Origin of the sequence: Oceanobacillus sp. AG (genome assembly GCF_009746545.1) — a bacterium.
GTDB classification, from domain to species: Bacteria; Bacillota; Bacilli; order Bacillales; family Amphibacillaceae; genus Oceanobacillus; species Oceanobacillus indicireducens.
Window position 1 is genome coordinate 12,907 of sequence record NZ_WOWT01000036.1, and the last position, 23,389, is coordinate 36,295.

A 23,389-nucleotide genomic window follows, 5' to 3' on the forward strand; every position below is an offset into this window, starting at 1 on the left:
ATTTTAGAAAATAATCATCTTATTAAGCATTCTTCTCTCTTTTAATCGGAACGAACTGGCATTATAAATGAAAACAAGTTAAAATAGACTTGTGATCGCAATGTATGGTTTCATAGAATGCATATATAGGAGAGATTGAATGATTATATTCCCTATCGGTATTGTTATTTCCATTGTCTTATATGTTTATTATAAGGTTGCAATTGTGAAAAGCAAAGATATCTTAACGCAGAAATATTTTAATGGAAGATCCCGCCTCTGTCTCGGTGCGTTCATTCTTCTTTTCGGTATCAACCAATATTTCTTTTACGAAAGTGTACTTTCCATAATCATCGGAATCGTCTTCGCCATCTTGGGCGGTATGCAAATAGTCCGCGGGTATAACGAATCGAAACATTACAAGAATGAATATCGCAGACTCCATCCATCTGAATGAAAAGTGCACCCAACAAGTGGGTGCATTTTTCATTCAGGAATTTATATAATTAAGGTGCTATGGTTAACTAAAGTTGCCTGTACTAGCCACGTCCAATCTGCACCTGGCATAGCCCAAATGGCTTACTGCTTGCGTAAGCTTCTTGCGGAATTGTTTTATCGACTGATGAGTTGAGCCATCAAAAGCCCTTTACCAATCAATATACGATCATCATATACCTCGACATCAATCTTCGCATACAATCGGCCGATTTCAAGGATTTTTGGGTGGATACTTAAATCACTATCGATTTGTACCGGTTTGGTAAAGTAAACCGTAATATTCTCAATGGTAAGATCTGCTTTCCGAGTATCCATCAATAGCCGGCTGCTCGCTTCAATAATTAGAGCGGTAAATACACCGTGCCCCAATGTACCGAGATGATTCGTCATCTGTGGAACAACTTTTGAAATAAACACATGGGGATTATCTTCACTAGCGACGATATTACTATTAATAATATCACTGATCGTCTCCCCAACTTGCGGCTGCCGCTGAATCTGCTGCATCGCTTTTAACACATCCTGCCGTGATACAACACCGGTCAACTCCCTTGATTCATCCACTACAGGCAATAGCTCAATTCCTTCCCAGACCATCGTATGGGATGCTGAAGCAAGCGATGTCTTGGGCTGGACAACATGGGGTTTCTTGCTCATCAATTTATTAATCCCCAAGTTCTCGTCTTGTCCAACAATATCTTTAGACGAAACCATACCAACAACTTGCTTTTTGCTATCAATGACAGGGAAACGTGTATGCGTTGACTCTTTATTCAGCTTATACCAATCTTTCACTTTGTCACTCGTTTTAAGATAAAATGTTTCTTCCAAAGGTGTCGCAATATCACCAACAAAAATAATTTCTTTCTTAATGAGCTGGTCATATATTGCTCGGTTGATCATCGATGCTACGGTAAACGTATCATAGCTTGTTGAGATGATTGGTAAATCCGTTTCATCCGCAAGCCTTTTATTTTTCTCGTCTGTATCAAATCCTCCAGTTATTAATACAGCTGCTCCAGCTTTTAGCGCACTATAATGCGCTTCCACTCGGTTCCCGATAATAAGTAAGGAACCTGCGTCGGTATAACGCATCATGTCCTCCAGCTGCATGGCACCGATTATAAACTTACTAAGTGTTTTATGCAGCCCTTCCCTGCCCCCTAAAACTTGTCCATCAATTATATTAACAACCTCTGCAAACGTCAGTCGCTCGAAATTTTCTTTTCTCTTCTTTTCAATACGGATAGTTCCTACCCGCTCAATTGTGCTTACGAGTCCTTGATTTTCCGCTTCTTTAATTGCCCGATATGCGGTTCCATCACTAACATCCAAATCTTTCGCTATTTGACGTACGGAGATTTTCTGGCCAACTTCCAACGATAAAATGTGTTGTAAAATCATTTCGTGCTTTGTAGCCATTGTTAACACCGCCTCATCTGTACTATACCAAAGTTTTAATTCAATTATACAGTTTAAGGCGTAATAACTCAATGTTTGTCACGAACTTTGTTTTCCTCTACAGTCTGTTCCATTACCGGTGGTTGTATCATTTGTAAAAGATTTGCAAAATTAGCTCCAACTACTGCAAGAAAGAACAACAGCCACATCGCCCAATAAGTCATCTCAAGGGTTGATGTCGCTTGTGGGATTTTCGGCCAGGCAAAATAAAGCATGAAACCAGCAAGCAGAAGTCGGAGGATTGGTTGGTTTTTCATGTGTGGCCCCTCCTTTCGTTGCTATTAGTTTATGAGGTTTAAGTATTTAAAAGAACAGAAGCAAGAATTTAGTATATTTTATGAATGCACTTGTTATAGGGATCCATCTACTAGAAAAAGCTGGTATATAGTTGAATAATTTCTTCCCCATAAAAATAAGCAATCAAAGCTCCCACCACAATATAAGGTCCAAAAGGAATCGGTTGTTTTCGCTTTACAATCTTTAAAGCGATCAATAAACTTCCAACGATCGCTCCAATCAGACAGGCTAAAAAGAAAGCGAGCAGCACATTATGTAAGCCTAAAACAATCCCGAGTACCCCAAATAACTTCATATCCCCTGCTCCCATTCCGCCCCTGCTAACTAAAATAATCAATGCTAGGAGTACACTAGCAACAACTGCTCCTGCAATCGGTGACCACCAAGGGTCGAGTGGCACAATAAAGCGCAAAATAATAAACAGCGGAAGAAAAAACAACAAAATTTTATTTTGAATGATCATATAATGGATATCTGAGACGAAGATAATCATCAGCATCGAGACGAGTAACAGTGCGGTTACAAGCTCAGCGTTCCATCCTATCGTTAGGTAACTAAGTACAAACAGAGCACCAGTAAGACTCTCTACAACAGGATAAATTACGGATATCTTTTCATTACAATTTCGGCATTTCCCTCGTTGTAATAGGTAAGATATAATTGGGATTAGTTCATACCACGTCAAGGTTTTCTTACATTTCGGACAGTAAGACCGATCATTAACGAACGTTTCACTTTTTGGTGAGCGAATCCCTACCACATTAAAAAACGACCCGAAAGTCGCACCAAACAGAAAAAATATAATTGATAAGAATAACTCCATTATGTGCACTCCCCTAAATCATAAAAAAAATAAACCTTTATGCCTGTGATTATAGCACCAATCCATAGAAATAGTTAGCTTAATTAGTAAATTTAGCAAAAAACATAAAGTGTAACTTCATTCAGTGGGGGTTTCCTTACCTCCGCCAATGAATGTTAGTTGAACAGAATCAGGGATTTGCGGACTATATATCCCCCACCTTCACATGTTAGGCTTACCTCCTGTTTAGGGGTAGGGGTATTGTAGATCGTTAATGCGTGATAAAAAAAGACTATATAAACGCATGCTGAGCATTTATATAGTCTTTATGTTTACTATTTTTCAGAAGTTTACAGTTCTATAGACTCTCCAACCTTCAAGGCTCGTCCTTCTCCAGTGTTCACCTTGCTTGCCCAAGCGTCCGCGTCTTGTTCAATCACCGGGAACGTATTGTAATGGACTGGCACACTTACTTTTGCATTGATCCAATCCGCTGCAATAAGTGCATCCTCCGGCCCCATCGTAAAGTTATCACCGATTGGAATAAATGCAACTTCAATATCATTCATTTCACCATACATCTTCAAATCGGTAAATAGCGCTGTATCTCCAACATGATAAATTGTTTTCCCGTTTGCGGTGAATAGAATTCCTCCTGGCATTCCGCCATAAATGATAGAACCATCATTGTCAGTGTAAGACGAACCGTGGAATGCTTGCGTGAATTTCACCTTACCGAAGTCAAATTCCCGGGATCCACCGATATGCATAGGATGGGTTTCAATTCCTTTTGTCCCTAAGTATACGGCGAGTTCATTCGGGGCAACAACTAACGCTCCCGTCCGTTTTGCAATTTCAAGCGTGTCCCCTACATGATCGTTATGCGCGTGAGTTAGTAAAATAGCATCTGCTTCTACAGTATTTGGATCTAAGTCACAAGCTTCATTTCCCGTAATAAATGGATCGATTAATAGCGTATGTTTTCCAGTTTCGACTTTAACGACGGAATGACCATGATAAGATACTTTCATTTACTATCTCTCCCTTTTAGAAAAAATTCTATCTATACTAAAATTAAAACATACTGTCTAAAGAATGTTAAGCGATAACAAGTTATCCATAAGAAAAGCACCGCATTAAACGGTGCCTTCTATTCCTTATTCACCTTTATCGCTGTCGCCCTTACCCATTTTCTGCTTCAGCGCTGCAAGTTCATCATCTACATCATTCGTTACTAAATCCCTGAAATCATCATCCAATGTACGGCTTGCTTGAGAAAGGTCTTCAGACGTTTCTGCTTCCGCTTCGAAACGTAATACTTTCTCTTCCATACGCTCAAAGCCTTGACGGGAATCATCACTGCTGATGGATGACATTGTACGATTCATTTTTGTTCTTGTTTTCGCAGATTCAGCACGGGCTTTCAGGGAATCCTTCTTCAATCGCATTTCATTATATTCCCGCTTCATTTCGTCAAGCTTATCACGTAGAGACTCTACATCTGCTTGGGCTTTTTCCCAAGACTCCGTGAGCGTTGCGAGTGTTCCTTCATGCTCCCGCCTATCCTGAAGTGCACGGCGGGCCAAATCGTCATTCCCCGCTTCTACTGCTTTTTCCGCTTGTTCCTGACGACGGTCCACTAATGCTTGTGTATCATTTACTTTCCGCTTTAGCATCTTTTCGTTCGCAATCTGCTTGGCAACAGCTTGCTCTGCTTCTCTGATATCTTCGCCCATATCACGCAGGAACTGATCGAGCATTTTAACGGGATCCTCTGCCCGGTCAATCATCGCATTCAGTTCTGAACTTACTACCGTCTTCATTCGCTTAAAAAATTGAAACATGTAATCTCCTCCTTGAAATATTGTTAAAATTGAATAGACAAATTGGGTCAACATCCATCTGGAACTGTTTGCTTATTAATACGAGTTTGAAATAAAAAAGGTTTCAAGAAAAATATAAAATGCTAAAAATAATTCAGAGTGCTATACTAGAAAGTACTATATATTACTTGAGGTGATTTACTTGAATACACGCATAGAAGAATTGATAAAAGAACTAAAACGGAATAACTTTGATAGTGCTTTGGTAACTTCTACAGCTAACTTCTATTATTTAAGCAATTATTATACGGATCCCCATGAGCGGGTCATTGCGGTATATGTCAGTGAAACAATTGACCCAATTATCGTTGTTCCTGCCATGGAAGTAGAAGACGCAAAAGCGGCTGGCTGGAACGATACGATCATCGGTTATCATGACCATGAAAACCCTTGGCAGTTATTAAATGATTTCCTCCGCGGCCAGGAAAAATTACCGGCATCGATGGCCATCGAACATAACCATTTCACGTTGGAACGATACAATAATCTAACGTCTTGCTTCCAAAATGTAGAATTCTTCGATTTGGAAAACATACTTGCCGATATTCGGGTTATTAAAAGTAAAAAAGAATATACACTGTTGAAGCAAGCTGCACAATATGCCGATCTCGCCATTAAAACGGGTGTAGAAGCTATTACAGAGGGTGCTACGGAACTGGATATCATCGCTTTGATTGAATATGAAATGAAAAAGCAAGGTATCCAGGAGATGTCATTTACTACGACATGCCTCTCCGGTGCGAAAACCGCTTCCCCTCACGGAACACCTGGCCAAAAGAAAATAACTGCAGGTGACATGGTTTTATTCGACCTCGGCGTTATTTTTGATGGATATTGTTCAGACATTACACGTACGGTTGCCTATAAGTCTGTTACACCGGAACAAGAAGAAATTTATCAGACAGTACTCCAAGCAAATGAAAAAGCTATTGAAGCTTCGAAGCTCGGGACGCCAGTAAATAAAGTCGATCAAGCGGCACGTGAATATATTGAATCGAAAGGATACGGTAAATATTTCAATCACCGGGTTGGTCACGGACTCGGAATTGAAGTCCATGAATATCCTTCGATGAGCAGTGATAATACGCTCGCTTTGAGAGAAGGAATGTGCTTCACCATCGAACCAGGAATCTATATTCCAGGTACTGGCGGTGTTCGTATTGAAGATATGATGTTCATGACGAAAAACGGTGCCGAGATATTAACAGCATACCCGAAAAATTTACAGATTATCGATTAAAGAAAAAGCACTGGATCCCCCAGTGCTTTTTCTTTAATTATCTAAAACCTCTTGAACATCTTTATATTCCATACCATGGGCTTTGGCAACAGCTTCGTGCGTGATATAGCCGCCGAGTGTGTTTACTCCCCTACGAAGAGCTTCATTATCCTGCACCGCTTGTTTGTATCCTTTATTGGCAATCTGCAGTACATAGGGCGAAGTCGCGTTCGTAAGACCTACTGTCGCTGTTTGCGGAACAGCTCCTGGCATGTTTGCAACTGTATAATGAACGACTCCATGTTTTACAAAGGTTGGGGCGTCATGTGTCGTAATTCGGTCACTCGTTTCAAAGTTCCCACCTTGATCAATTGCGACGTCAACCATGACCGAACCCGGTGTCATTTCCTTCACCATCTGCTCTGTGACAAGAACCGGAGCTTTTGCACCTGGAATAAGTACGGAGCCAATGACCAGATCTGCTTCTTTCACTGCTTCTTGGATATTATGTGGATTGGAAATTAAGGTCGTAATGGAATTTCCAAAAATATCATCCAGCTGGCGTAATCGATCCGGGTTTAAATCAATAATTGTAACTTTTGCACCTAAGCCAGTCGCAATTTTAGCAGCATTCGTACCCACTACCCCACCACCGATAATTGCAACTTTCCCTCGAGCAACTCCAGGAATCCCGGAAAGGAGAATCCCTTTTCCGCCTTTAATTTTTTCTAAGAATTGCATCCCGACTTGGGTAACCATTCGTCCAGCAACTTCACTCATCGGAGTAAGTAATGGTAACGAACCATTTGAGAGCTGTACAGTTTCATATGCGAGCGCGGTCACTTTCTTCTCTGTAAGTGCTTTTGTTAATTCAGGTTCATTTGCTAAATGTAAGTAAGTAAATAAAATGAGTCCTTCACGGAAGTATTGAAATTCATTTTCTTGGGGTTCTTTTACCTTGAGCACCATGTCCTGTGTCCAAGCCTCTTCCGCAGTATTCACAATTACTGCTCCTACTTCTTTGTAAGCTTCATCCGTGAAGCTTGAACCTTCTCCTGCACCTTGTTGAATAAATACTTGGTGTCCTGCCTGAATTAAGGAATAGACGCCGGATGGTGCCATAGCGACTCTGTTTTCATTATTAAGTACTTCTTTCGGTATACCGATTCTCATTCCCCGCAACCTCCTGCGTAAGCTTATTCAATACAATTTAATTGTATCAAAAAGATTGTTTTAAAGCATTAACATAATCAAACAGACAGAAAATAATTTGAAAATGACTGCGACAAAACCTCCTAGAAAAGTAATCCAAACCAAATTCATACATCGCCCCGAGAATATACGGGGCTGGTTAGGGATTTAATCCTTGCTAGAATAGATATATCGCAGTCATTTTCGTTTAGTTTTAATTAATTTATCCATGCTTATCTGCTTTTATTATTGAAATGGTGTATTCCCCGATTGTTTTCAAGCTGGTCTTCGATGACACCACTTTGGTAACTTTCATTCAACTGGTTCTTGACCGTTTCGATACCTTTTGGATCGGTGTACAGCTTCGGATGTTTATTTTTTTTATCCAAAAAGATCACCTCCTTACTGCTAGCTTGCCCAAAAGAATGTTACAATGTTGTAATTTTTATTGGCAATTATTGATTGTTTCATTACGAGAAAGGGTATATAATTAAAGTAGAGAGGAGAGATAACTATGAAATATCAAAATATTGTAATCGCTGTAGATGGTTCTGAAGCTGCTGAGAAAGCATTCAAGAAAGCAATCAAAATCGCTAAAAACAATGATGCACGCCTTGTTATCGCACACGTTATCGATTCCCGCACTTTTGCAACAGCTGAGGCATATGACCGTACACTTTCAGAGCGTGCGGAGGAATATGCGAAGGAATTATTGGATAATTACATTGAAACAGCGAGAAATGAAGGGCTTACTGATTTAGTAAGATGTATCGAATACGGCTCTCCAAAAGTAAAAGTCCCGCGTGATATTGCAGAGAATTTCAAAGCAGATTTAATCATCTGCGGCGCTACAGGAATGAACGCGGTCGAACGTTTCCTCATCGGTAGCGTTTCAGAAAGCATCACAAGACATGCAAAATGTGACGTATTAGTAATTAGATAATTTAAAAAAACAAAGAAACAAAAACAGTATTTTCATTCTATAATTTCTTAGACGTAAAAAATAGGACGAAAGGATTTTTACATCCTCTCGTCCCATTTTTTTTAGTTGCCGCTTAATCTGATTGTATCGCGGGCAATCATTACTTCTTCGTTCGTCGGTATTACGATTACTTTTACCGGGGAATGCGGGTAGTTGATGAACTGTTCTTTACCACGCACATCATTCCGCTTCGGATCCCAGTAAACACCCATGAATTCAAGTCCTGTTAAGATCTTCTCTCTGATTGTGTCACTATTTTCCCCGACTCCTGCTGTAAAGATGATCGCGTCGACACCAGACATTTTCGCAGCATATGAACCAAGATATTTGTGGATACGTTCCGCAAAAACGGTAAGCGCAAGTGCTGCCCGTTCATTTGTCTCTGACTGCTCCTCAATATCACGTAAGTCACTAGAGAAGCCGGATAATGCTAACATTCCACTTTCTTTATTTAAAACATTAATCACTTCATCCGCTGATTTCCCGGTTTTTTCCATAATATATGGGATCAAAGCAGGATCAATATCTCCTGAGCGGGTTCCCATTGTCACACCTGCAAGTGGCGTGAATCCCATTGATGTATCAATCGACTCTCCACCTTGGATTGCAGTAACACTCGCTCCATTACCAATATGGCAAGAAATTAACCGCAAGCTTTCAAGTGGTGCACCGATTAATTCAGCTGCCCGTTCAGAAACATATTTATGGGATGTACCATGGAATCCATATTTACGGATGCCGTAATCTGTATAATAATTCTCCGGCAGGCTATATAAATAAGATGATTTCGGCATTGTTTGATGGAAGGCTGTATCAAATACAGCAACCATCGGCACATTTGGTAAGATTTCCTTAAATGCACGGATTCCGGTTAAATTCGCCGGGTTATGCAGTGGTGCAAGTTCAGATACCTTTTCAATCGTTTCAATCACTTCATCTGTAATAAGTACAGAATCACTGAAATATTCTCCGCCATGCACAACACGGTGTCCGACCGCATCGATTTCATCGTATGATTGGATAACTCCTTTTTTGATGAGCGCTTCTAAAAGCATTTTAACTGCAATTTCGTGATTTGCAATATCTTGAACCGTTTTGTCTTTTTTTCCATTGGCTTCTATTTGGAAAATAGAATCAGGCAAGCCGATTCTTTCGACAACTCCTATTGCAGATACTTTTTCTTCAGGCATCTCAATCAATTGAAATTTAAGAGATGAGCTTCCAGCGTTAATAGCCAATACGTTTTTCATACCATCACTCCACCATATAAAGTTTAATTTTTATAAGTTTGAAACCAACGATTTATTTGTCCAAGTATGTCTGCCATGGCATTATGACTGGTTAACGACGGCAGCTGTACTAATAACGGCTGCTTCGGACTATTAGTCTTTACCCCTTTTTTCTGAAGAACTAAAATGCTTTTTACATTCCGTGATGATTTGAAACTTGATTCCGGTAAACGAAGAAAACTGACAATATGTGCATGCTCTTTCAAATAGCGGTTCAATTGTTCGGATTGATCACTCTCAAATACGAAATCAGGCACAACAAAAATAAGATATCCAGCTTCTTTCGTATACTTCATACTTTGCTCAATGAATAAATGATGAGCATAGGAATGTCCTTCTTCCGCTTTTAACTCATAATCTCCTGCCCGGATATCATCTGGATAAAATCCAACCGGGAGATCAGCAACGACCAAATCGACTGGATCGAGGAGTAATGGTGCGAGGCTGTCCTGATGGAAAAATTCAACTTCCTGCTGGAGAAGATTTGCGCTGCCCACTGCAAGCTGAATAAGCGTCGGATCCACTTCACTAGCATAAACTTTCAACTCTTGCTCTAATTGTTCCATGACGGTAAGGAGCAAATTCCCTGTACCACTTGCCGGATCAAAGAGACGAATTTTCTCTTTGTTCTTCATCAATTGACTTGCCAAATAAGCGACAATCATACCGATGGATTCTGGGGTCATCACATGTTGCTCCTGAACCGATCCTTTCATTCCGTTCAAGATTGTAAGCTGGATTGCTTTTTTCAAATCTTGCTTGGAATGATTGATATCCTTGAATTCATCTATTTTCTTGTCCAACTTTTTACGTAAAATATCATCAAAATCTTCATGCGGCGTTTCATAAAAAATAGTATCCATTGTTTCAGTGAGACTGTTCAAATACGGTTCATCCACATGAGCTTGAATGATTTCGGTTGTCTCGTCGAACCATTCAAAAAGTTTCTCTACGGTTGACTTTTCCATTCCCTTCCTCCATACATGTATAGTATATATTTCACACGAAAAATCTCTCCCGGGCTCCCGCCAGAGAGAGATATCGATTAATTCGCTTGTTTCACAGCTTCTAAAGCAGCGTCGTAGTCAGGATGGCTTGAAACTTCATCAACATATTCTACATAGGTCACTTTGTCGTTTGAATCGACAACAAAGATCGATCTTGCTAGTAAACGCAGTTCTTTAATCAAGACACCGTACTTCTCACCGAAGTCAGCATCTCGGTGATCGGATAAAGTGTCCAAGTTCTTAACACCTTCTGCAGCGCACCAGCGTGTTTGAGCGAAAGGTAAGTCCATGCTAATCGTTAACACGTGTACATTATCAAGCTTAGACGCTTCTTCATTAAATCGTTTCGTCTGATCGGAGCATACTCCTGTATCAATGGAAGGCACTACACTTATCAATTTGATTTTCCCTTTATAATCATCTAAGGAAACTTCTTTCAAATCATTAGCTAGAACTGTAAAGTTTGGTGCCTCGTCCCCAACTTTCACTTCTGTTCCTAATAAAGTTACTGGATCATTATGGAATGTAATTTGCTTCACTATTATCCTTCCTCCCAATTTAGTTCTCTTGTCTCTATTATGAATAATCCTCGTTCGCTTGTCCAATCTTTCACTTGGGAAAAAGCGATAAAAATTGTCGTTACCGTTTTCATTCCTTTCCATGGTGCAACCGTCCGTTAACCTCCCGCTCCCAAATAGTTTCAAATACAATTAGGCTGGAGATAACGGACGCTAGCACCCTGATCATTCAACCCAAGGATAGCAAAAGAAACCCGCGGAATGAATTTTCGTTTTATATGTCAAAATTTAGCGGATTGGTCTTTTTCACTTTTTCCTTTTTATCTTTTTTAGATCCCTTATCTTTCATGATTTTTTCTACCTTGTCGATGACTTGCGGTGTCATTTCGAGGAACTTTTCATAAAGCTGTGTATGTTGATCGAGACGCACCATTTTTATCTCATCATTCTTCACAACAAGAAAGGCGATCGGAGTTAAGGAAACTCCCCCACCACTACCGCCACCAAACGGTAGTGTTGCATCCCCTTCCGTCGACTGGGGACTAAATTCACTTCCTCCAGCCGCAAAGCCAAATCCTACTTTCGATACAGGGATAATTGTACTCCCATCAGGTGTTTCAATTGAATCTCCGATGATTGTATTTGTTTCCACTAAAGATTGCAGGCTTTCCATTGCCGTCGTCATTAAACCCTGAATTGGATGTTCTTCCATAACAAGTCCCTCCAAATTATTTACTTTTGATTATTGATCACCCGATAAATTTTTAAAAAGGTGTGTAAGCGCAATCGGAAAATACAGTCGAGTCGTGAATATAACCCTTCTCCTTGATAATTGGTTTGTACGGAAACGATTGGCTCGGAATTGAGCTTGCAATACCGCTCCAACACTTTTACCACAAGTTCCTGTCCTACCCAAAGCCATCCGGCAACCATCCCGGTAATATGAGCTTCCCCAGTACCTATCCCCGTCTCCCAGTCAACTTTTTTCACCTCTATCTTTTTTATAAATGGAAAGATTCGTTTCCAATCGACTATTTCTAACGAATGCACCTTAGCCGATTCTGTAGTGTCATTTAGATCTAGACGAGGCAGGTCAATCGTTCGCTGCCAGATGCGGATGTTCATGACAGACAGAAATAGATCGAGTTTGTGAACAACTGCCAACTCGAATCGATAGGAAAATGCAATATTTACTTTTGAACATGTGATAAAGAGTAAAAAAAGAGTAAATAGCAACAATAGCAAGGAGAATAGTATAATCCAGAACATAAGGATGCTTCCTTTTTCATTTCCAGTGATTACTCTTTAGCTTGTTCGATTATTATTTTTTTAATCATCATTCGGAATATAATTGGATTATACGATTGCCTGATGATATTATAAAATTATGAAGATAGAACGGGAGGCGCATACATTGGTGCAACGAAATCAATTATATTTCTTCTATTTAAAAGATGACGAAACAGATGCAAAAGTAGATGTGTTAGGAAAGATTGCCAGGGATAATGGCTTTGAGATTGCAGGTCATCCGAATAACGCAAGTATTATTGTAAGCGTCGGTGGTGATGGCGCTTTTCTCCAAGCTGTAAGAAAAAGCGGTTTCCGCCAGGATGCTATCTATGTCGGAATTACGCGGACCGGGGAATCTGGCCTATATTGTGATTTTGACCTCGATAATTTCGATGAAATGCTACATAGTTTGATGCATGAAGAATTGGAAGTTCGCAGATTTCCAGTAATTAAAGCACGAATCAATGATGGAACGGAGTATCATTGTTTGAACGAAGTAAGTATCCGTTCCACAATTGTTAAAACGATTGTCATTGATGTTTTGATTGATGATGTATATTTTGAGACATTCCGTGGAGATGGACTAATCGTCTCTACGCCGACCGGAAGTACGGGATATAATAAATCTGCCTATGGTGCAGTTATTGATCCACTCATTTCAAGTTATCAAGTCTCAGAAGTTGCTTCGTTAAATAATAATCAATATCGTACACTAGGCTCTTCCTTTGTTCTAAGTAAAGACCGGAAGCTAACCCTAAATGTTCAGCCGACCGGCAATGACCATCCGATTATTAGTCTAGATAATGAAGCGCATCCAATAACAAAAATTTCTTCACTCGAAGTTGATATGGACGAGACGGTCATCAAAACGGTGAAGTTAAAAAATAATTCCTTCTGGGACCGGGTAAGACGGACATTCTTGTAATCTTATCCTTAATAAAAACAGGACGCATGCAAGAAATTGCGTCCTGTTTTTGCCTTTTTACAGGCCTTGTTTTTCACGTAACTATATAATTATTGACCGCCAAATTGCTGTTGTGCTATTGTTACGAGACGTTTTGTAATTTCGCCTCCAACTGAACCGTTAGCACGGGAAGTCGTGTCTGCACCAAGTGAAACACCAAACTCCTGAGCAATTTCAAATTTCATTTGATCTAACGCTTGTTGTGCACCAGGGACTACTAATTGATTTGAATTATTGTTAGCCATGTTAGCTCACCTCCTCGGTAACTATAGATTGTGTTACTTGGAGAATTATCATACACAACTAAAATTAACAGTTCCTGGTAAATGCCCTAGTTCTTCCCTCCGAACAGTCGGAGACGGCACTTACGCTAAAATGATAACAATGTTCGGTTTCTCTTAAATTTTTACAGAGGTATACCCAGCTATTTCATGCTTTCAAAATCGCATTATAATAAATCTTCAAACTCTGTATCTTCACTTTTAGCAGTAATATAGATCGTTTCAATACCTGCGATTGCTTCTTCAATGGACGGCCCGAAATCATGGCGCGCTTCCAGTGCATTAATTTTATCACGGCGAGGTCTCGTCTTTGGTGATTTCGGTACAAAAATTGTACAGCAATCTTCATACGGAAGAATTGAAATCTCATAGGTATCAATCTCTTTTGATATGTCCACAACTTCTGCCTTATCCATCGCAATCAATGGACGGATAACTGGATAATTGGTTACTTCATTAATTGCATGCATGCTCTCCATTGTTTGACTCGCAACTTGTCCAAGATTCTCCCCTGTCGTAAGGGATAGAATATTTTCTTGTTCACAAACTGCCTCAGCTATTCGGAACATCATCCGGCGCATGATCGTCATCGCATAGCTATCCGGCATTTCACGGAAAATTTCCTGTTGTAATTTTGTAAATGGTACGATATGGACCTTGATCGACTTCCCGTAACCAACTAACTTCTTCGTAAGGTCAAGCACTTTTTGTCTTGCTCGTTCACTCGTATAAGGAGGAGAATGGAAATGGATGGCTTCAAGTTGAACCCCCCGCTTCATGGCGAGATATCCTGCAACCGGACTATCTATTCCCCCTGAGAGCAGCAGTAGCGATTTCCCAGCAGTTCCTACAGGCAATCCACCAGCTCCGGAAATATTTTCCGATGTAATGTATGTCGCTTCCTGACGTATTTCAACCTTTATCTCCACATCCGGTTCGTGAACATCAACGGTATAACCTTCTGTATTCACTAACAGATGTCCGCCTACGATCTGATTCATTTCTAAAGAACCATGCGGGAAACTTTTATCCACTCGTTTTGCTGCTACTTTAAATGTACGAGCCTCCGCTTTCTTTAATGCTTCAAGCGCCGCTTCTTTAATCTGCTCCACATCATTCTCCACTTTAAGAGCAAGCGATAAGCTGTGAATCCCAAATACTTTTCTGCAAATCTCAATAATCGGTTCCGGCTCATGGCCATTTAGGAGGACAAACATTCTACCTTGTGTTCGTTTTACTTTTACATTAGGGAAATCTTTCAGTTTGACTTGAAGGTTTTCCTGAAGTGCTTGGATAAAGCTCCGAATGTTCTTTCCTTTTAATGCCATTTCTCCGTAACGTATTAATATATGATCATATTGCATTGTAATCTACCTCAAAACTTCCTTAAATTGATGTATTGCTTCTTTTAGTGAAGCAACAAAACGTTCCATTTCTTCCTGGGTATTGTTATAGGACAAGCTGATCCGTAATCCAGAGATTGTGATCTCCCTCGGTAACCCGCAAGCAGCAAGAACTTTACTCTCATCTTTCTCTTTAGAGGAACAAGCTGATTTTGTAGAGATATAAATCTCCTTTTCACCAAGCATATGAATAATCACTTCCGGTTTAATCCGCGGTACGGACACGTTAAGAATATGTGGTGCTCCGTTATGAGGGCTATTGATCTGGACAGCCTCTATACTTTCTAGCTCATTCCATAAATAGTCATGTATCGCTTGTAGGTGGTTCGTTTGATTTTGCTGCTTTTCCTTTATCAAGCGTAATGCTCGAACCATCGATACACCCCCCGCGACGTTCTCCGTTCCGGAGCGGAGGCCGTTCTCTTGTCCTCCTCCATGGAAAAGCGGGAAAAGCGAGACTTGCTTCCTTACATACAGGATTCCCGTCCCTTTTAGACCGTGGATTTTATGCCCAGAAAAACTGCAAAGGTCAATTTGGGCTTTCTGAATATCGAGCGGAACTTTCCCAAGACTTTGAACCGCATCAACATGGAAATATAATTTAGGATAATTGCTTAATAACTTTCCTATTTTCTCAATCGGTTGGATGGTACCGAGTTCATTGTTCACATGCATAATACTTACAAGAATCGTATCCTCTCGAATCGCTTCTTTCACATCTTTTACGTCGACTAGCCCTTCCTCATCCACTGGGAGAACCGTTACTTCAAAACCTAGGGTTTCAAGACTTTGACACGCCTCGTCAACAGATGGATGTTCGACCGCTGTAGTGATAATATGTTTTCCGCGATTTTGATGTTCTAAAGCAATGCCTTTAATCGCAATATTATTCCCTTCCGTCCCACCTGATGTGAAAATAATTTCATTTGCATCAACTTGCAGGATTGATGCTGCTTGCTGTTTTGCTGTCTGTAGAAGTTTTTCTGTTGCACCTCCGAGTTGATGGATTGATGATGGGTTTGCAAAAAATTTCTCTGATGCTTTCTGGTAGCTTTCGACAACGGAGGGATCCGGGATTGTTGTCGCGCTATTATCCAAATAAATCATCAAAAACTCCTCCCTTCCTTATTATTTATTCTATATTGATTTAGATTTACGCCAAATAATTCCTTAAGAATCTTACTGCATCCAGTCTTAAAAAACAAGCCCTTTGCTTGATAATTCAAAAGAGCCCTCTCGGATCCACAATTGGAATATACCGTTACGACTTTTAGAAAACCCGCAGTCCATAACGCTTATAGCAATTAATCACTTTCATTCAGCGTAAGTGTTTTGCTCGTTCATTTAATTTGGTGCTCTAATCGCCGTTCAGTTTCCCGGCGGACGGATGCTTTCCGCGGGCTCCGCGCTGAGCCTCCTCGGAAGAAAAGCACTTCCTGCGGGGTCTCATCGTCTCCGCTTTCCCGCAGGAGTCACCGTCCTCCGGGAAACTGAACTGGTAGGGATGATTATTATGAATGGAAACTATCACCCTAAGATCGGCGTTTTATTCCTAAAATGAAAAATAGTGTTCCAAATTTGGCTTTCCCCTCGGAGCAGTCCAGACACCTCGAGACTCCTGCGGGAGGATAGGCCTGGCGAGACCCCACAGGGCGTTAGCCCGAGGAGGCTTGTCGGCCGCCCGCGGAAAGCGAGAGGTGTCTGGACTGCGGATCTCCAGAAGTAAGTTGCACACACTTACGCTGAATGAAAGCAATAAGTAGTTCATTCAAATTCGAGATGAGGACGTATATTAGATTTGTGGATACTTGCGGGTGATTCTTTTACATAATGAAAGGCTGTATAAAAGGAGATCCTTTTCATACAGCCTTTTTGCTAATATTAATCATTCACGACTAGTTGGGTTTCTTCAATGCGTTTTAAGGCACCTGGTTCAACTTGTTCAATCGCTTTTGCCGCCTTTTCTAAAGCAAGCTCATATTCATATGCGCGGAATAATCGCTCTGCCTCCACTAATTCAGCAGCAAGCATTGGATTTTTACTCCGGTAACGGTTCGCATATTGAATGACACGCTCTGTTAAATAAGCCTGATCAAGCATCATATCGATTTTTTCTTTAGCTTGTTCGATTGCATTCTCCGCTTCTAACAATGAGCGGTGGACCGCACCTGTATCTAATGGATGTTGTTCCAGCGCCTCTAATACTTTTTTATTTCTCTGTTGTGTTTCTTCTAAGCTCGTCCAGATAAAGGTTGGCACTCCCGGGATATTACTTTTACGCAAGCGGCGGTGCAATTCTTTAATCTGTCCATACATTTCCGCCAACTTATCTTTTGCCAGCAGCTCATCTTTCCTTAATGTCTGAATCGCTTCTTTAAATGTATCATGCTTTTCCTTCAAGTCATCAATCTGTCCCAAGGCGGCTTCAACTCTGCTGCGCAATTCACTATGTGCAACATCATTCGCCTCAAGACCTGCCAACACTTCTTTCAATTCGTTATTTAAAGCTTGTGTTTTCTTATCAACTGCAAGGAATTTTTCCAGTTCTTCGTCTTCTACATAATAAGCTTTCTTTAGCTCCTCTACTTCTGCCTTTGTTTCTGTAAAGGATGTATGTAGTGTCATGATTGCCTCTTTGTAAGAGGGAACATTTTGGTCCAGATAGTTCTTCGCCAAAGCCTCTTCCTCAAGCAATTCATACATTTCAGAGATTCTTTCTTCCATTTCATCGAGAACCTTTGTACCTTCCTCTAGATTACCTTCTTCAAGCGTTGTCATCACATCGATAATCCGTTGCTGATATGTACGTATTTCTTTTTCAAAATCAAGATGTTCGATATAAAAACCATCTTGTTTCATTTCTTTCATACCGGAAAGCAGTTGATCCAGTTGAGAAGAAAGTTCGTGCTTCGCTTTCTTATACACTTCAGGAAATGCGTGGATCTTCTCATCCAGTTCTTTTAACTCAACTTTCAACTCATCGACGATTCTTTTCGCTTCCATATAGTTACCGGCAGCACTTTCTTCATGGAAATTCTCTAAAGCTGCTTCCAGTTTGTCCAGCTCTGCATCGAAATACCGATCCGCTTTTGCATATTGGTAGCGGTTTTGTGATATTTGCCTGCGCAATTCACGAATTGCCGGCTCGACTTCTTCTACTTCCATTCTGCTCGACTTCTCGGATTCGAGTAATTCCTCAAGTTCAGATAAGATATTGTCGATACTTTCCTCAATCGATTGAAGGATTTCTTCTGTTTCCTTTAACACTTTCTTCGCTTTAGAAACTCGGAACTTATCTGCTGCATCTTCTGCATCCAGCAAGTGTTCTTCAATATCAGCAAGTTCTTTACCTACGATATAATCCCAGCGTTCCTTCCAAGCTTCAAATTTCTCTTGTGTCTCACCGGATAAAGTGAGATTTTTAATTTTACTGAGTTCACCGGCTACATTTCTCGCCATAATATCTAACTTCCACGCTTCCAAGCGATCCACCTGATCGTACACGCGTTTCCGTAATATTAAACCGATGACGATTAACACAATAATTGCCAAAATAATTCCAATGAATAATTCCATAGCGTACCTCCTAGCCCCATTTCAACAAGAGGATTTATACAAGTAACAGTATGTGTTCAAAAAGGAGGATAAAAAGGACCGAGGTCGGCTAAATTCGCGATTCGTATCACAACGCCGACATGAGCACTTCCTGTGCGCAAGAATTCAAATGCGGCGAAGCTCTCCGCACCGGAATGTACATCAATGGGTACATAGGAGCGGAAAAGCGAACCAACGCAGAAGTTTGATGTGTCATTTTTACCGACTTTTGAACAACCTCTAACATGTATTTAAATATATTTCATTAAATCTGTTATGATATAGTATTAATATAGCATGTAATCAGTCACTTTGGCTAAGAAAAAGAAAATTTTGTCTAATTTTTATTATTCCCCGTGAAATTTGTCTGTCAAATCCTAGTTTTCGACAATAAATTTTAGCCAGTTTTGAATGGTTTTTACGTATTTATTGACAAAAACTTCATGCGAATAGTCACCGATTACCCGGTCTTTCCATTCATTGTGTAAAATATATGGCGTAATCAACATCCCTTTCAGCTGCATGAGCAAATAATCCTTCTCATCCCCCGGCAATTTCTTTCCCGCTAGAACATTATAAAACGCCGTACGAATATGAAAGTTTTCTTTCGCTAGATAGGTGATTACCATTTCCCGCACGAACACTGAATCAAGAGTTAGTTCACGCTGAATAAAACAAGTCAATTGAAGTTTCGACTGTTTATATTGTATAATTGTGAAAATCAATTCGTTTAGCCGATCGATAGCAGACCAATTCTCCGCTGCTTCCAGTGTAGCCTCTATTGTTTTCAGATACTCTTCATAATATTTTGTAACGGCATATTCAAGCAAACCTTGTTTCCCGTTAAAATAGTAACTGACGGAAGATACATTCACTTTTGCTTTTTGGGCAATGTCTCTCACTGACGTGCCATGGAAGCCTTTTTGAAAAAACAGGGAGGAAGCAGCATGGATTACTTTTTGTTTGGATAGATTTTTCTTCAATATACTCAGCTCCTTACCTATCCAATACGACAAACTTGCTGGAAATCCTGTAACTTTCGTTCGACAGGAATTTCATCCATGTCGAAACCTGCTGATAGTTACATACATCTATCTTACTGGAAATGAAGTGCAAAGCTCAAGTCCATTCAATCGGCAAATAGAATAACGAGAAATTGAGGGGGATTATGATGTTTGAACAACTTACTTATTCAACAGATCGAATAAAAGCATATGAATTATTAATCAAACAGCTTCAAGCACTTTCTGAGGATGAGAAAGACGAGACTGCGCTGCTTGCTAATGCGTCGAGCTTATTGAATCAGTTTCTAGATCAAGTGAACTGGGTCGGATTCTACCTTTGGAAGAACGATGAACTCGTACTAGGACCATTCCAAGGATTACCGGCTTGTGTACGAATTCCATATGGTAAAGGAGTTTGTGGCACGGCGATCAAGGAGAAAGAAACCCAACTCGTTGCAGACGTCCATGCATTCCCTGGACATATTGCTTGCGACACAGCGAGTAATTCTGAGATCGTTGTTCCGATTTTACGAAACGGAGAAATATATGGTGTCCTGGACATCGATAGCCCAATTAAAGACCGCTTTGACGAAACCGATAAACATTATCTTGAGAAGTATGTTGAGGCATTGATCGCTTATCTCTAAGCAAAAAACGAGTATCTTTTTCTAGGCACTGCTCATTTTTTATGATGTATATCCGTCAACCTATTTTAAATCGCTAGAATGTATTGCTGTCTTTAATATATATCACACATGAGCTAGTTCCTGTTTTTCTATGTAAAGCTGCTTATTCATTCTAAACACCATTCTTTTTAGACGTCTAAAATGAAAATGTACGGAAACTACTAATCAACAATAGATTATTTATATTTCTAATTGACTTCCCCGCTAATAACTTATATAATATAACTTGTGTAAATTTAAGGTAGCCTTTGCGCTCAGTGCATTGCCACTAGTTTGTTCCTTATGCAGAAATAAGGGTGTATCGCGTAACTCTCTGCTGCTGGAGCGATGGTACAAGAAAAACAAACTAGCCAGTGTAATTGACGTGGTGATTTATTTTTATACAAAAATAAAATCGAAGGAGGAAATGTCTATGGCACGCTATACAGGTCCTGTATGGAAAAAGTCTCGTCGTTTTGGCATTTCATTAACTGGAACAGGTAAGGAATTAGATAAGCGCCCTTACGCTCCTGGACAACATGGTCCAAACCAAAGAAAAAAGCTTTCTGAATATGGATTACAGCTTCAAGAGAAGCAAAAATTACGTTATATGTACGGATTAAACGAACGTCAATTCCGTAACCTATTCAACAAAGCAGGTAAAATGAAAGGGATCCATGGTGAGAACTTCATGATTTTACTTGAATCTCGTCTTGATAACCTTGTTTACCGCTTAGGTCTTGCTCGTACACGCAAACAAGCTCGTCAGCTTGTAAACCATGGTCACGTTCTAGTTGATGGCCGTCGTGTAGATATTCCATCTTACACTGTTACTCCTGGTCAAACAATCGGCTTACGCGAACGTTCAAAAGATCTTGACATCGTGAAAGAAGCAATCGAAGTGAACAGCTTCGTACCAGAGTACACAACATTCAACGCAGACAACATGGAAGGTTCATACACTCGTTACCCAGAGCGCTCTGAGCTTCCAGCAGAGATTAACGAATCTCTTATCGTTGAGTTCTACTCACGTTAATATCTGCCTTATGCAATTAAATGTGTCAAACCCCTTGAAATGTTTCAATTCAGCATTTCAGGGGGTTTTTCCTTTTTATTTGTTTTGCGCCTTAATCAGCCGTAAACCTTAATAAATCCCCAAATATAATATGATCTGATAAGGACAACTCTTGTCTTGCCACATCGGAATACACTTCACAAATCTTTGTATTAACAACTTCCCCATCTTCTTTTCGATAACAAATTTTATTTTTATAAATGTATTCCTCTGACAGAAAACTTCCATCACGAAAAATAACTGGATGGTTATGATCTCTTGTGAATAGATTATGCCCAAATGAATAACGATTATCTGTACTAATCCCTAATAGGTGCAGAAGTGTTGGGCGTATATCGATTATCCCTCCTTGTGTCGTGATCGTTTCTCCCGCTTGGCCGGGGATATGAATGATTAGAGGAACTTGTTGCTGTTTCATGTGGTTAGCTATATTTATTTCCTCATCTAATAATTCACTTAAACCCTTCTCATATTTTTCCGAGATCCCATAGTGATCACCAACTAGAACAAACACCGTATTTTCGTACATACTTTCTTCCTTTAATTTTTCAAAAAACAATCCAACCGATTGATCTAAATAACGAACCGTCGTAATATAACGATTTACGACATCTTCCTCTGTATCTGCCTCGTCGATAAAAATATCCTCCTCATCTAACAAGAATGGAAAGTGATTCGTTAAGGTAATCAATTTGGCATAATATGGTTCAGGCAGATCCACTAAATAAGGAATCGATTGATTAAAAAACGGTATATCTTTTATTCCATAATTAATAGAGTTTGCCTCTGTCACTGTATAATCCTTTTTAGAGTAAAATTTATCATAGCCAAGGGATTCATACATGATGTCTCGATTCCAAAACGTTCGATCATTTCCGTGAAAAACCGCTGAATAATAATCCTTATTTTCCCTTAATAGATGCGGCAGACTATTAAAGATATTTTCAGGTTTTCTTACAAAAACAGAACCGCTTGCCAATGGATAAAGACTCGTATCGATCATCAACTCTGCATCAGATGTCTTCCCTTGTGCTGTTTGATCATAAATTTGGTTGAAATAAAAGCTATCTTTAATTAATTCATTTAAAAATGGAGTAACTTCTTCCCCATTTACTTAGTGATTAATCACGAAATTTTGCGTAGATTCCAAGGTTATAAGGATTATATTCTTCCCTTCCGCTATTCCGAATAAATCCTTTCGTTCTGAACTCTTTGGTTGTGTGTATGCTTCTAGGACATCAGCATCTGCCTCTGTAACAATAAGTGGTTGTAAAGGTGCTTTAATGCTTAACACAATATCATATAAATGGTAATTTAATAAACCAATCGACTTAACCATCTGCTCTCGATCATAGGACTCGGAAAAAATATGTACCGATTTTACGAGTCCTAAGCAAATAGTTAAAATAATAAGAAACGAGCTCGCCACAACATACTTTCTTTTTCTTTGTTTCGGTACGGCTAGGTCAGGTTTCTTTCTAAATAGAAACGGACCTATTATAAATAAATCCACGAACAATAAAATATCCCACCAGCTCATTAGCTCTAACGTGCTGCACTTAAACCGCCAACATTATCGAACTGAAAAAGAATCGGTAATGTAACAAAATCATTATAAAATCGATAGTACAGTAGATCCCCATAAAGAACTCCTGTACCTACTACTACTAATCCGAACAAAATTAATTTATTTACCCGTTGTCCAAAATAAAAACTAAAACCCATCGCTAGTAAAAGGGAACCAATGGAACCTGTCAAAATTAAAATGCTATCAAATATGGAATAAAAGCTAAGATTAAAACCGACGAAGGAAACCGTTACCGTCTTTGCCCAAAGAATACTCGTGATTAATAAAGTTAGTTGTATGCCTGTTAGCTTTTCGAGCTGTTTGTAAAGATTTCTCATATCAAACCTTCTTCATCCTATACTTTATAATGGTTTGGAGAGCAGTACATGCAGTCTCAAAATTCGCTAATGTTATATCCCC

At 39.7% G+C, this 23,389-nt stretch carries 26 protein-coding genes; 6 read left to right on the plus strand and 20 right to left on the minus strand.

The window, feature by feature from the left end; all coding sequences use genetic code 11:
* The first annotated feature begins 139 nt into the window (after positions 1-139).
* Positions 140-436: a YtpI family protein gene (locus tag GN217_RS16255; RefSeq protein ID WP_156857706.1), complete on the plus strand. Its 297-nt coding sequence runs from the start codon at positions 140-142 to the stop codon at positions 434-436.
* A gap of 155 nt (positions 437-591) precedes the next feature.
* Here the strand turns inward: GN217_RS16255 and GN217_RS16260 are convergent, their stop codons facing one another.
* From GN217_RS16260 to GN217_RS16280, 5 genes are all read right to left on the minus strand, one after another.
* On the minus strand, positions 592-1,899 hold the full coding sequence (locus tag GN217_RS16260; protein ID WP_156857707.1) for a DRTGG domain-containing protein: 1,308 nt from the start codon (positions 1,897-1,899) through the stop codon (positions 592-594).
* Between the two features lie 68 nt (positions 1,900-1,967).
* Positions 1,968-2,195 carry a hypothetical protein gene (locus GN217_RS16265; RefSeq protein ID WP_156857708.1) on the minus strand — a complete coding sequence of 76 codons (228 nt, stop codon included), beginning with the start codon at positions 2,193-2,195 and terminating at the stop codon, positions 1,968-1,970.
* 110 nt (positions 2,196-2,305) lie between these two features.
* On the minus strand, positions 2,306-3,058 hold the full coding sequence (locus tag GN217_RS16270) for a prepilin peptidase (protein ID WP_156857709.1): 753 nt from the start codon (positions 3,056-3,058) through the stop codon (positions 2,306-2,308).
* A gap of 329 nt (positions 3,059-3,387) precedes the next feature.
* Entirely contained in the window at positions 3,388-4,068 is a 681-nt protein-coding gene (locus tag GN217_RS16275) for a metal-dependent hydrolase (RefSeq protein ID WP_156857710.1), read from the minus strand.
* 126 nt (positions 4,069-4,194) lie between these two features.
* Positions 4,195-4,881, minus strand: a complete 687-nt coding sequence (locus tag GN217_RS16280; RefSeq protein ID WP_156857711.1) for a PspA/IM30 family protein — start codon at positions 4,879-4,881, stop codon at positions 4,195-4,197.
* A gap of 181 nt (positions 4,882-5,062) precedes the next feature.
* Here GN217_RS16280 and GN217_RS16285 point away from each other — a divergent pair, with 181 nt between their 5' ends.
* On the plus strand, positions 5,063-6,160 hold the full coding sequence (locus tag GN217_RS16285; RefSeq protein ID WP_156857712.1) for a M24 family metallopeptidase: 1,098 nt from the start codon (positions 5,063-5,065) through the stop codon (positions 6,158-6,160).
* A gap of 33 nt (positions 6,161-6,193) precedes the next feature.
* Here GN217_RS16285 and ald read toward each other — a convergent pair whose 3' ends face one another.
* On the minus strand, positions 6,194-7,312 hold the full coding sequence (ald, locus tag GN217_RS16290; protein ID WP_156857713.1) for an alanine dehydrogenase: 1,119 nt from the start codon (positions 7,310-7,312) through the stop codon (positions 6,194-6,196).
* A 251-nt stretch (positions 7,313-7,563) separates the two neighbouring features.
* Positions 7,564-7,719 (minus strand): hypothetical protein, encoded by a 156-nt coding sequence (locus GN217_RS18785; protein ID WP_198042699.1) that lies wholly within the window; start codon positions 7,717-7,719, stop codon positions 7,564-7,566.
* A gap of 125 nt (positions 7,720-7,844) precedes the next feature.
* Here GN217_RS18785 and GN217_RS16295 point away from each other — a divergent pair, with 125 nt between their 5' ends.
* Positions 7,845-8,273: a universal stress protein gene (locus GN217_RS16295; RefSeq protein ID WP_188855572.1), complete on the plus strand. Its 429-nt coding sequence runs from the start codon at positions 7,845-7,847 to the stop codon at positions 8,271-8,273.
* 101 nt (positions 8,274-8,374) lie between these two features.
* On the opposite strand, the gene GN217_RS16300 is transcribed toward GN217_RS16295, so the two are convergent.
* From GN217_RS16300 to GN217_RS16320, 5 genes are all read right to left on the minus strand, one after another.
* Complete coding sequence (locus tag GN217_RS16300) at positions 8,375-9,562, minus strand: acetate kinase (protein WP_156857715.1); 1,188 nt, start codon at positions 9,560-9,562, stop codon at positions 8,375-8,377.
* Between the two features lie 23 nt (positions 9,563-9,585).
* Positions 9,586-10,569 (minus strand): class I SAM-dependent methyltransferase, encoded by a 984-nt coding sequence (locus tag GN217_RS16305; RefSeq protein WP_156857716.1) that lies wholly within the window; start codon positions 10,567-10,569, stop codon positions 9,586-9,588.
* 77 nt (positions 10,570-10,646) lie between these two features.
* Positions 10,647-11,147: a thiol peroxidase gene (tpx, locus tag GN217_RS16310; RefSeq protein WP_156857717.1), complete on the minus strand. Its 501-nt coding sequence runs from the start codon at positions 11,145-11,147 to the stop codon at positions 10,647-10,649.
* Positions 11,148-11,400: 253 nt separating this feature from the next.
* A complete protein-coding gene (gene ytfJ, locus GN217_RS16315; RefSeq protein ID WP_156857718.1) occupies positions 11,401-11,838 on the minus strand; it encodes a GerW family sporulation protein in 438 nt (145 codons plus the stop codon).
* Between the two features lie 20 nt (positions 11,839-11,858).
* Positions 11,859-12,395 (minus strand): DUF2953 domain-containing protein, encoded by a 537-nt coding sequence (locus tag GN217_RS16320; RefSeq protein WP_156857719.1) that lies wholly within the window; start codon positions 12,393-12,395, stop codon positions 11,859-11,861.
* A gap of 118 nt (positions 12,396-12,513) precedes the next feature.
* Between GN217_RS16320 and GN217_RS16325 the strand changes: the two genes are divergently transcribed.
* A complete protein-coding gene (locus tag GN217_RS16325) occupies positions 12,514-13,341 on the plus strand; it encodes an NAD kinase (protein WP_198042700.1) in 828 nt (275 codons plus the stop codon).
* 89 nt (positions 13,342-13,430) lie between these two features.
* On the opposite strand, the gene GN217_RS16330 is transcribed toward GN217_RS16325, so the two are convergent.
* The 5 genes from GN217_RS16330 to refZ all read right to left on the minus strand — a co-directional run bounded on the left by GN217_RS16330 (position 13,431) and on the right by refZ (position 19,641).
* Positions 13,431-13,625 carry an alpha/beta-type small acid-soluble spore protein gene (locus GN217_RS16330; protein WP_156857721.1) on the minus strand — a complete coding sequence of 65 codons (195 nt, stop codon included), beginning with the start codon at positions 13,623-13,625 and terminating at the stop codon, positions 13,431-13,433.
* A gap of 203 nt (positions 13,626-13,828) precedes the next feature.
* Positions 13,829-15,025: a tRNA uracil 4-sulfurtransferase ThiI gene (thiI, locus tag GN217_RS16335; RefSeq protein ID WP_156857722.1), complete on the minus strand. Its 1,197-nt coding sequence runs from the start codon at positions 15,023-15,025 to the stop codon at positions 13,829-13,831.
* Between the two features lie 6 nt (positions 15,026-15,031).
* Positions 15,032-16,171, minus strand: a complete 1,140-nt coding sequence (locus tag GN217_RS16340; RefSeq protein WP_156857723.1) for a cysteine desulfurase family protein — start codon at positions 16,169-16,171, stop codon at positions 15,032-15,034.
* Between the two features lie 774 nt (positions 16,172-16,945).
* Positions 16,946-18,640 carry a septation ring formation regulator EzrA gene (gene ezrA / locus GN217_RS16345; protein WP_156857724.1) on the minus strand — a complete coding sequence of 565 codons (1,695 nt, stop codon included), beginning with the start codon at positions 18,638-18,640 and terminating at the stop codon, positions 16,946-16,948.
* 395 nt (positions 18,641-19,035) lie between these two features.
* The gene (gene refZ, locus GN217_RS16350) at positions 19,036-19,641 is read right to left on the minus strand and encodes a forespore capture DNA-binding protein RefZ (RefSeq protein ID WP_156857725.1); all 606 of its coding nucleotides are present in this window, start codon (positions 19,639-19,641) and stop codon (positions 19,036-19,038) included.
* 188 nt (positions 19,642-19,829) lie between these two features.
* Here refZ and GN217_RS16355 point away from each other — a divergent pair, with 188 nt between their 5' ends.
* Complete coding sequence (locus GN217_RS16355; RefSeq protein WP_156857726.1) at positions 19,830-20,309, plus strand: GAF domain-containing protein; 480 nt, start codon at positions 19,830-19,832, stop codon at positions 20,307-20,309.
* Positions 20,310-20,760: 451 nt separating this feature from the next.
* Positions 20,761-21,363: a 30S ribosomal protein S4 gene (gene rpsD / locus GN217_RS16360; RefSeq protein ID WP_156857727.1), complete on the plus strand. Its 603-nt coding sequence runs from the start codon at positions 20,761-20,763 to the stop codon at positions 21,361-21,363.
* Between the two features lie 91 nt (positions 21,364-21,454).
* Here rpsD and GN217_RS19070 read toward each other — a convergent pair whose 3' ends face one another.
* The 3 genes from GN217_RS19070 to GN217_RS19080 are packed head-to-tail and all read right to left on the minus strand — an operon-like array spanning position 21,455 to position 23,307.
* Positions 21,455-22,477, minus strand: coding sequence for an LTA synthase family protein (locus tag GN217_RS19070; protein ID WP_370459815.1), 1,023 nt, complete (start codon positions 22,475-22,477; stop codon positions 21,455-21,457).
* Between the two features lie 39 nt (positions 22,478-22,516).
* Positions 22,517-22,942 (minus strand): LTA synthase family protein, encoded by a 426-nt coding sequence (locus GN217_RS19075; protein WP_232334475.1) that lies wholly within the window; start codon positions 22,940-22,942, stop codon positions 22,517-22,519.
* 5 nt (positions 22,943-22,947) lie between these two features.
* Positions 22,948-23,307, minus strand: a complete 360-nt coding sequence (locus tag GN217_RS19080) for a hypothetical protein (RefSeq protein WP_232334476.1) — start codon at positions 23,305-23,307, stop codon at positions 22,948-22,950.
* Positions 23,308-23,389: the final 82 nt, after the last annotated feature.

Excerpts from the sequence above, each read along its gene's own strand:
- GN217_RS16255 (WP_156857706.1), top strand. The coding sequence starts at position 140 with ATGATTATATTCCCTATCGGTATTGTTATTTCCATTGTCTTATATGTT.
- GN217_RS16260 (WP_156857707.1), bottom strand. The coding sequence starts at position 1,899 with ATGGCTACAAAGCACGAAATGATTTTACAACACATTTTATCGTTGGAA.
- GN217_RS16265 (WP_156857708.1), bottom strand. The coding sequence starts at position 2,195 with ATGAAAAACCAACCAATCCTCCGACTTCTGCTTGCTGGTTTCATGCTT.
- GN217_RS16270 (WP_156857709.1), bottom strand. The coding sequence starts at position 3,058 with ATGGAGTTATTCTTATCAATTATATTTTTTCTGTTTGGTGCGACTTTC.
- GN217_RS16275 (WP_156857710.1), bottom strand. The coding sequence starts at position 4,068 with ATGAAAGTATCTTATCATGGTCATTCCGTCGTTAAAGTCGAAACTGGA.
- GN217_RS16280 (WP_156857711.1), bottom strand. The coding sequence starts at position 4,881 with ATGTTTCAATTTTTTAAGCGAATGAAGACGGTAGTAAGTTCAGAACTG.
- ald (WP_156857713.1), bottom strand. The coding sequence starts at position 7,312 with ATGAGAATCGGTATACCGAAAGAAGTACTTAATAATGAAAACAGAGTC.
- GN217_RS16295 (WP_188855572.1), top strand. The coding sequence starts at position 7,845 with ATGAAATATCAAAATATTGTAATCGCTGTAGATGGTTCTGAAGCTGCT.
- GN217_RS16300 (WP_156857715.1), bottom strand. The coding sequence starts at position 9,562 with ATGAAAAACGTATTGGCTATTAACGCTGGAAGCTCATCTCTTAAATTT.
- GN217_RS16305 (WP_156857716.1), bottom strand. The coding sequence starts at position 10,569 with ATGGAAAAGTCAACCGTAGAGAAACTTTTTGAATGGTTCGACGAGACA.
- ytfJ (WP_156857718.1), bottom strand. The coding sequence starts at position 11,838 with ATGGAAGAACATCCAATTCAGGGTTTAATGACGACGGCAATGGAAAGC.
- GN217_RS16320 (WP_156857719.1), bottom strand. The coding sequence starts at position 12,395 with ATGTTCTGGATTATACTATTCTCCTTGCTATTGTTGCTATTTACTCTT.
- GN217_RS16325 (WP_198042700.1), top strand. The coding sequence starts at position 12,514 with ATGAAGATAGAACGGGAGGCGCATACATTGGTGCAACGAAATCAATTA.
- GN217_RS16330 (WP_156857721.1), bottom strand. The coding sequence starts at position 13,625 with ATGGCTAACAATAATTCAAATCAATTAGTAGTCCCTGGTGCACAACAA.
- thiI (WP_156857722.1), bottom strand. The coding sequence starts at position 15,025 with ATGCAATATGATCATATATTAATACGTTACGGAGAAATGGCATTAAAA.
- GN217_RS16340 (WP_156857723.1), bottom strand. The coding sequence starts at position 16,171 with ATGATTTATTTGGATAATAGCGCGACAACAATCCCGGATCCCTCCGTT.
- ezrA (WP_156857724.1), bottom strand. The coding sequence starts at position 18,640 with ATGGAATTATTCATTGGAATTATTTTGGCAATTATTGTGTTAATCGTC.
- GN217_RS16355 (WP_156857726.1), top strand. The coding sequence starts at position 19,830 with ATGTTTGAACAACTTACTTATTCAACAGATCGAATAAAAGCATATGAA.
- rpsD (WP_156857727.1), top strand. The coding sequence starts at position 20,761 with ATGGCACGCTATACAGGTCCTGTATGGAAAAAGTCTCGTCGTTTTGGC.
- GN217_RS19075 (WP_232334475.1), bottom strand. The coding sequence starts at position 22,942 with ATGAGCTGGTGGGATATTTTATTGTTCGTGGATTTATTTATAATAGGT.
- GN217_RS19080 (WP_232334476.1), bottom strand. The coding sequence starts at position 23,307 with ATGAGAAATCTTTACAAACAGCTCGAAAAGCTAACAGGCATACAACTA.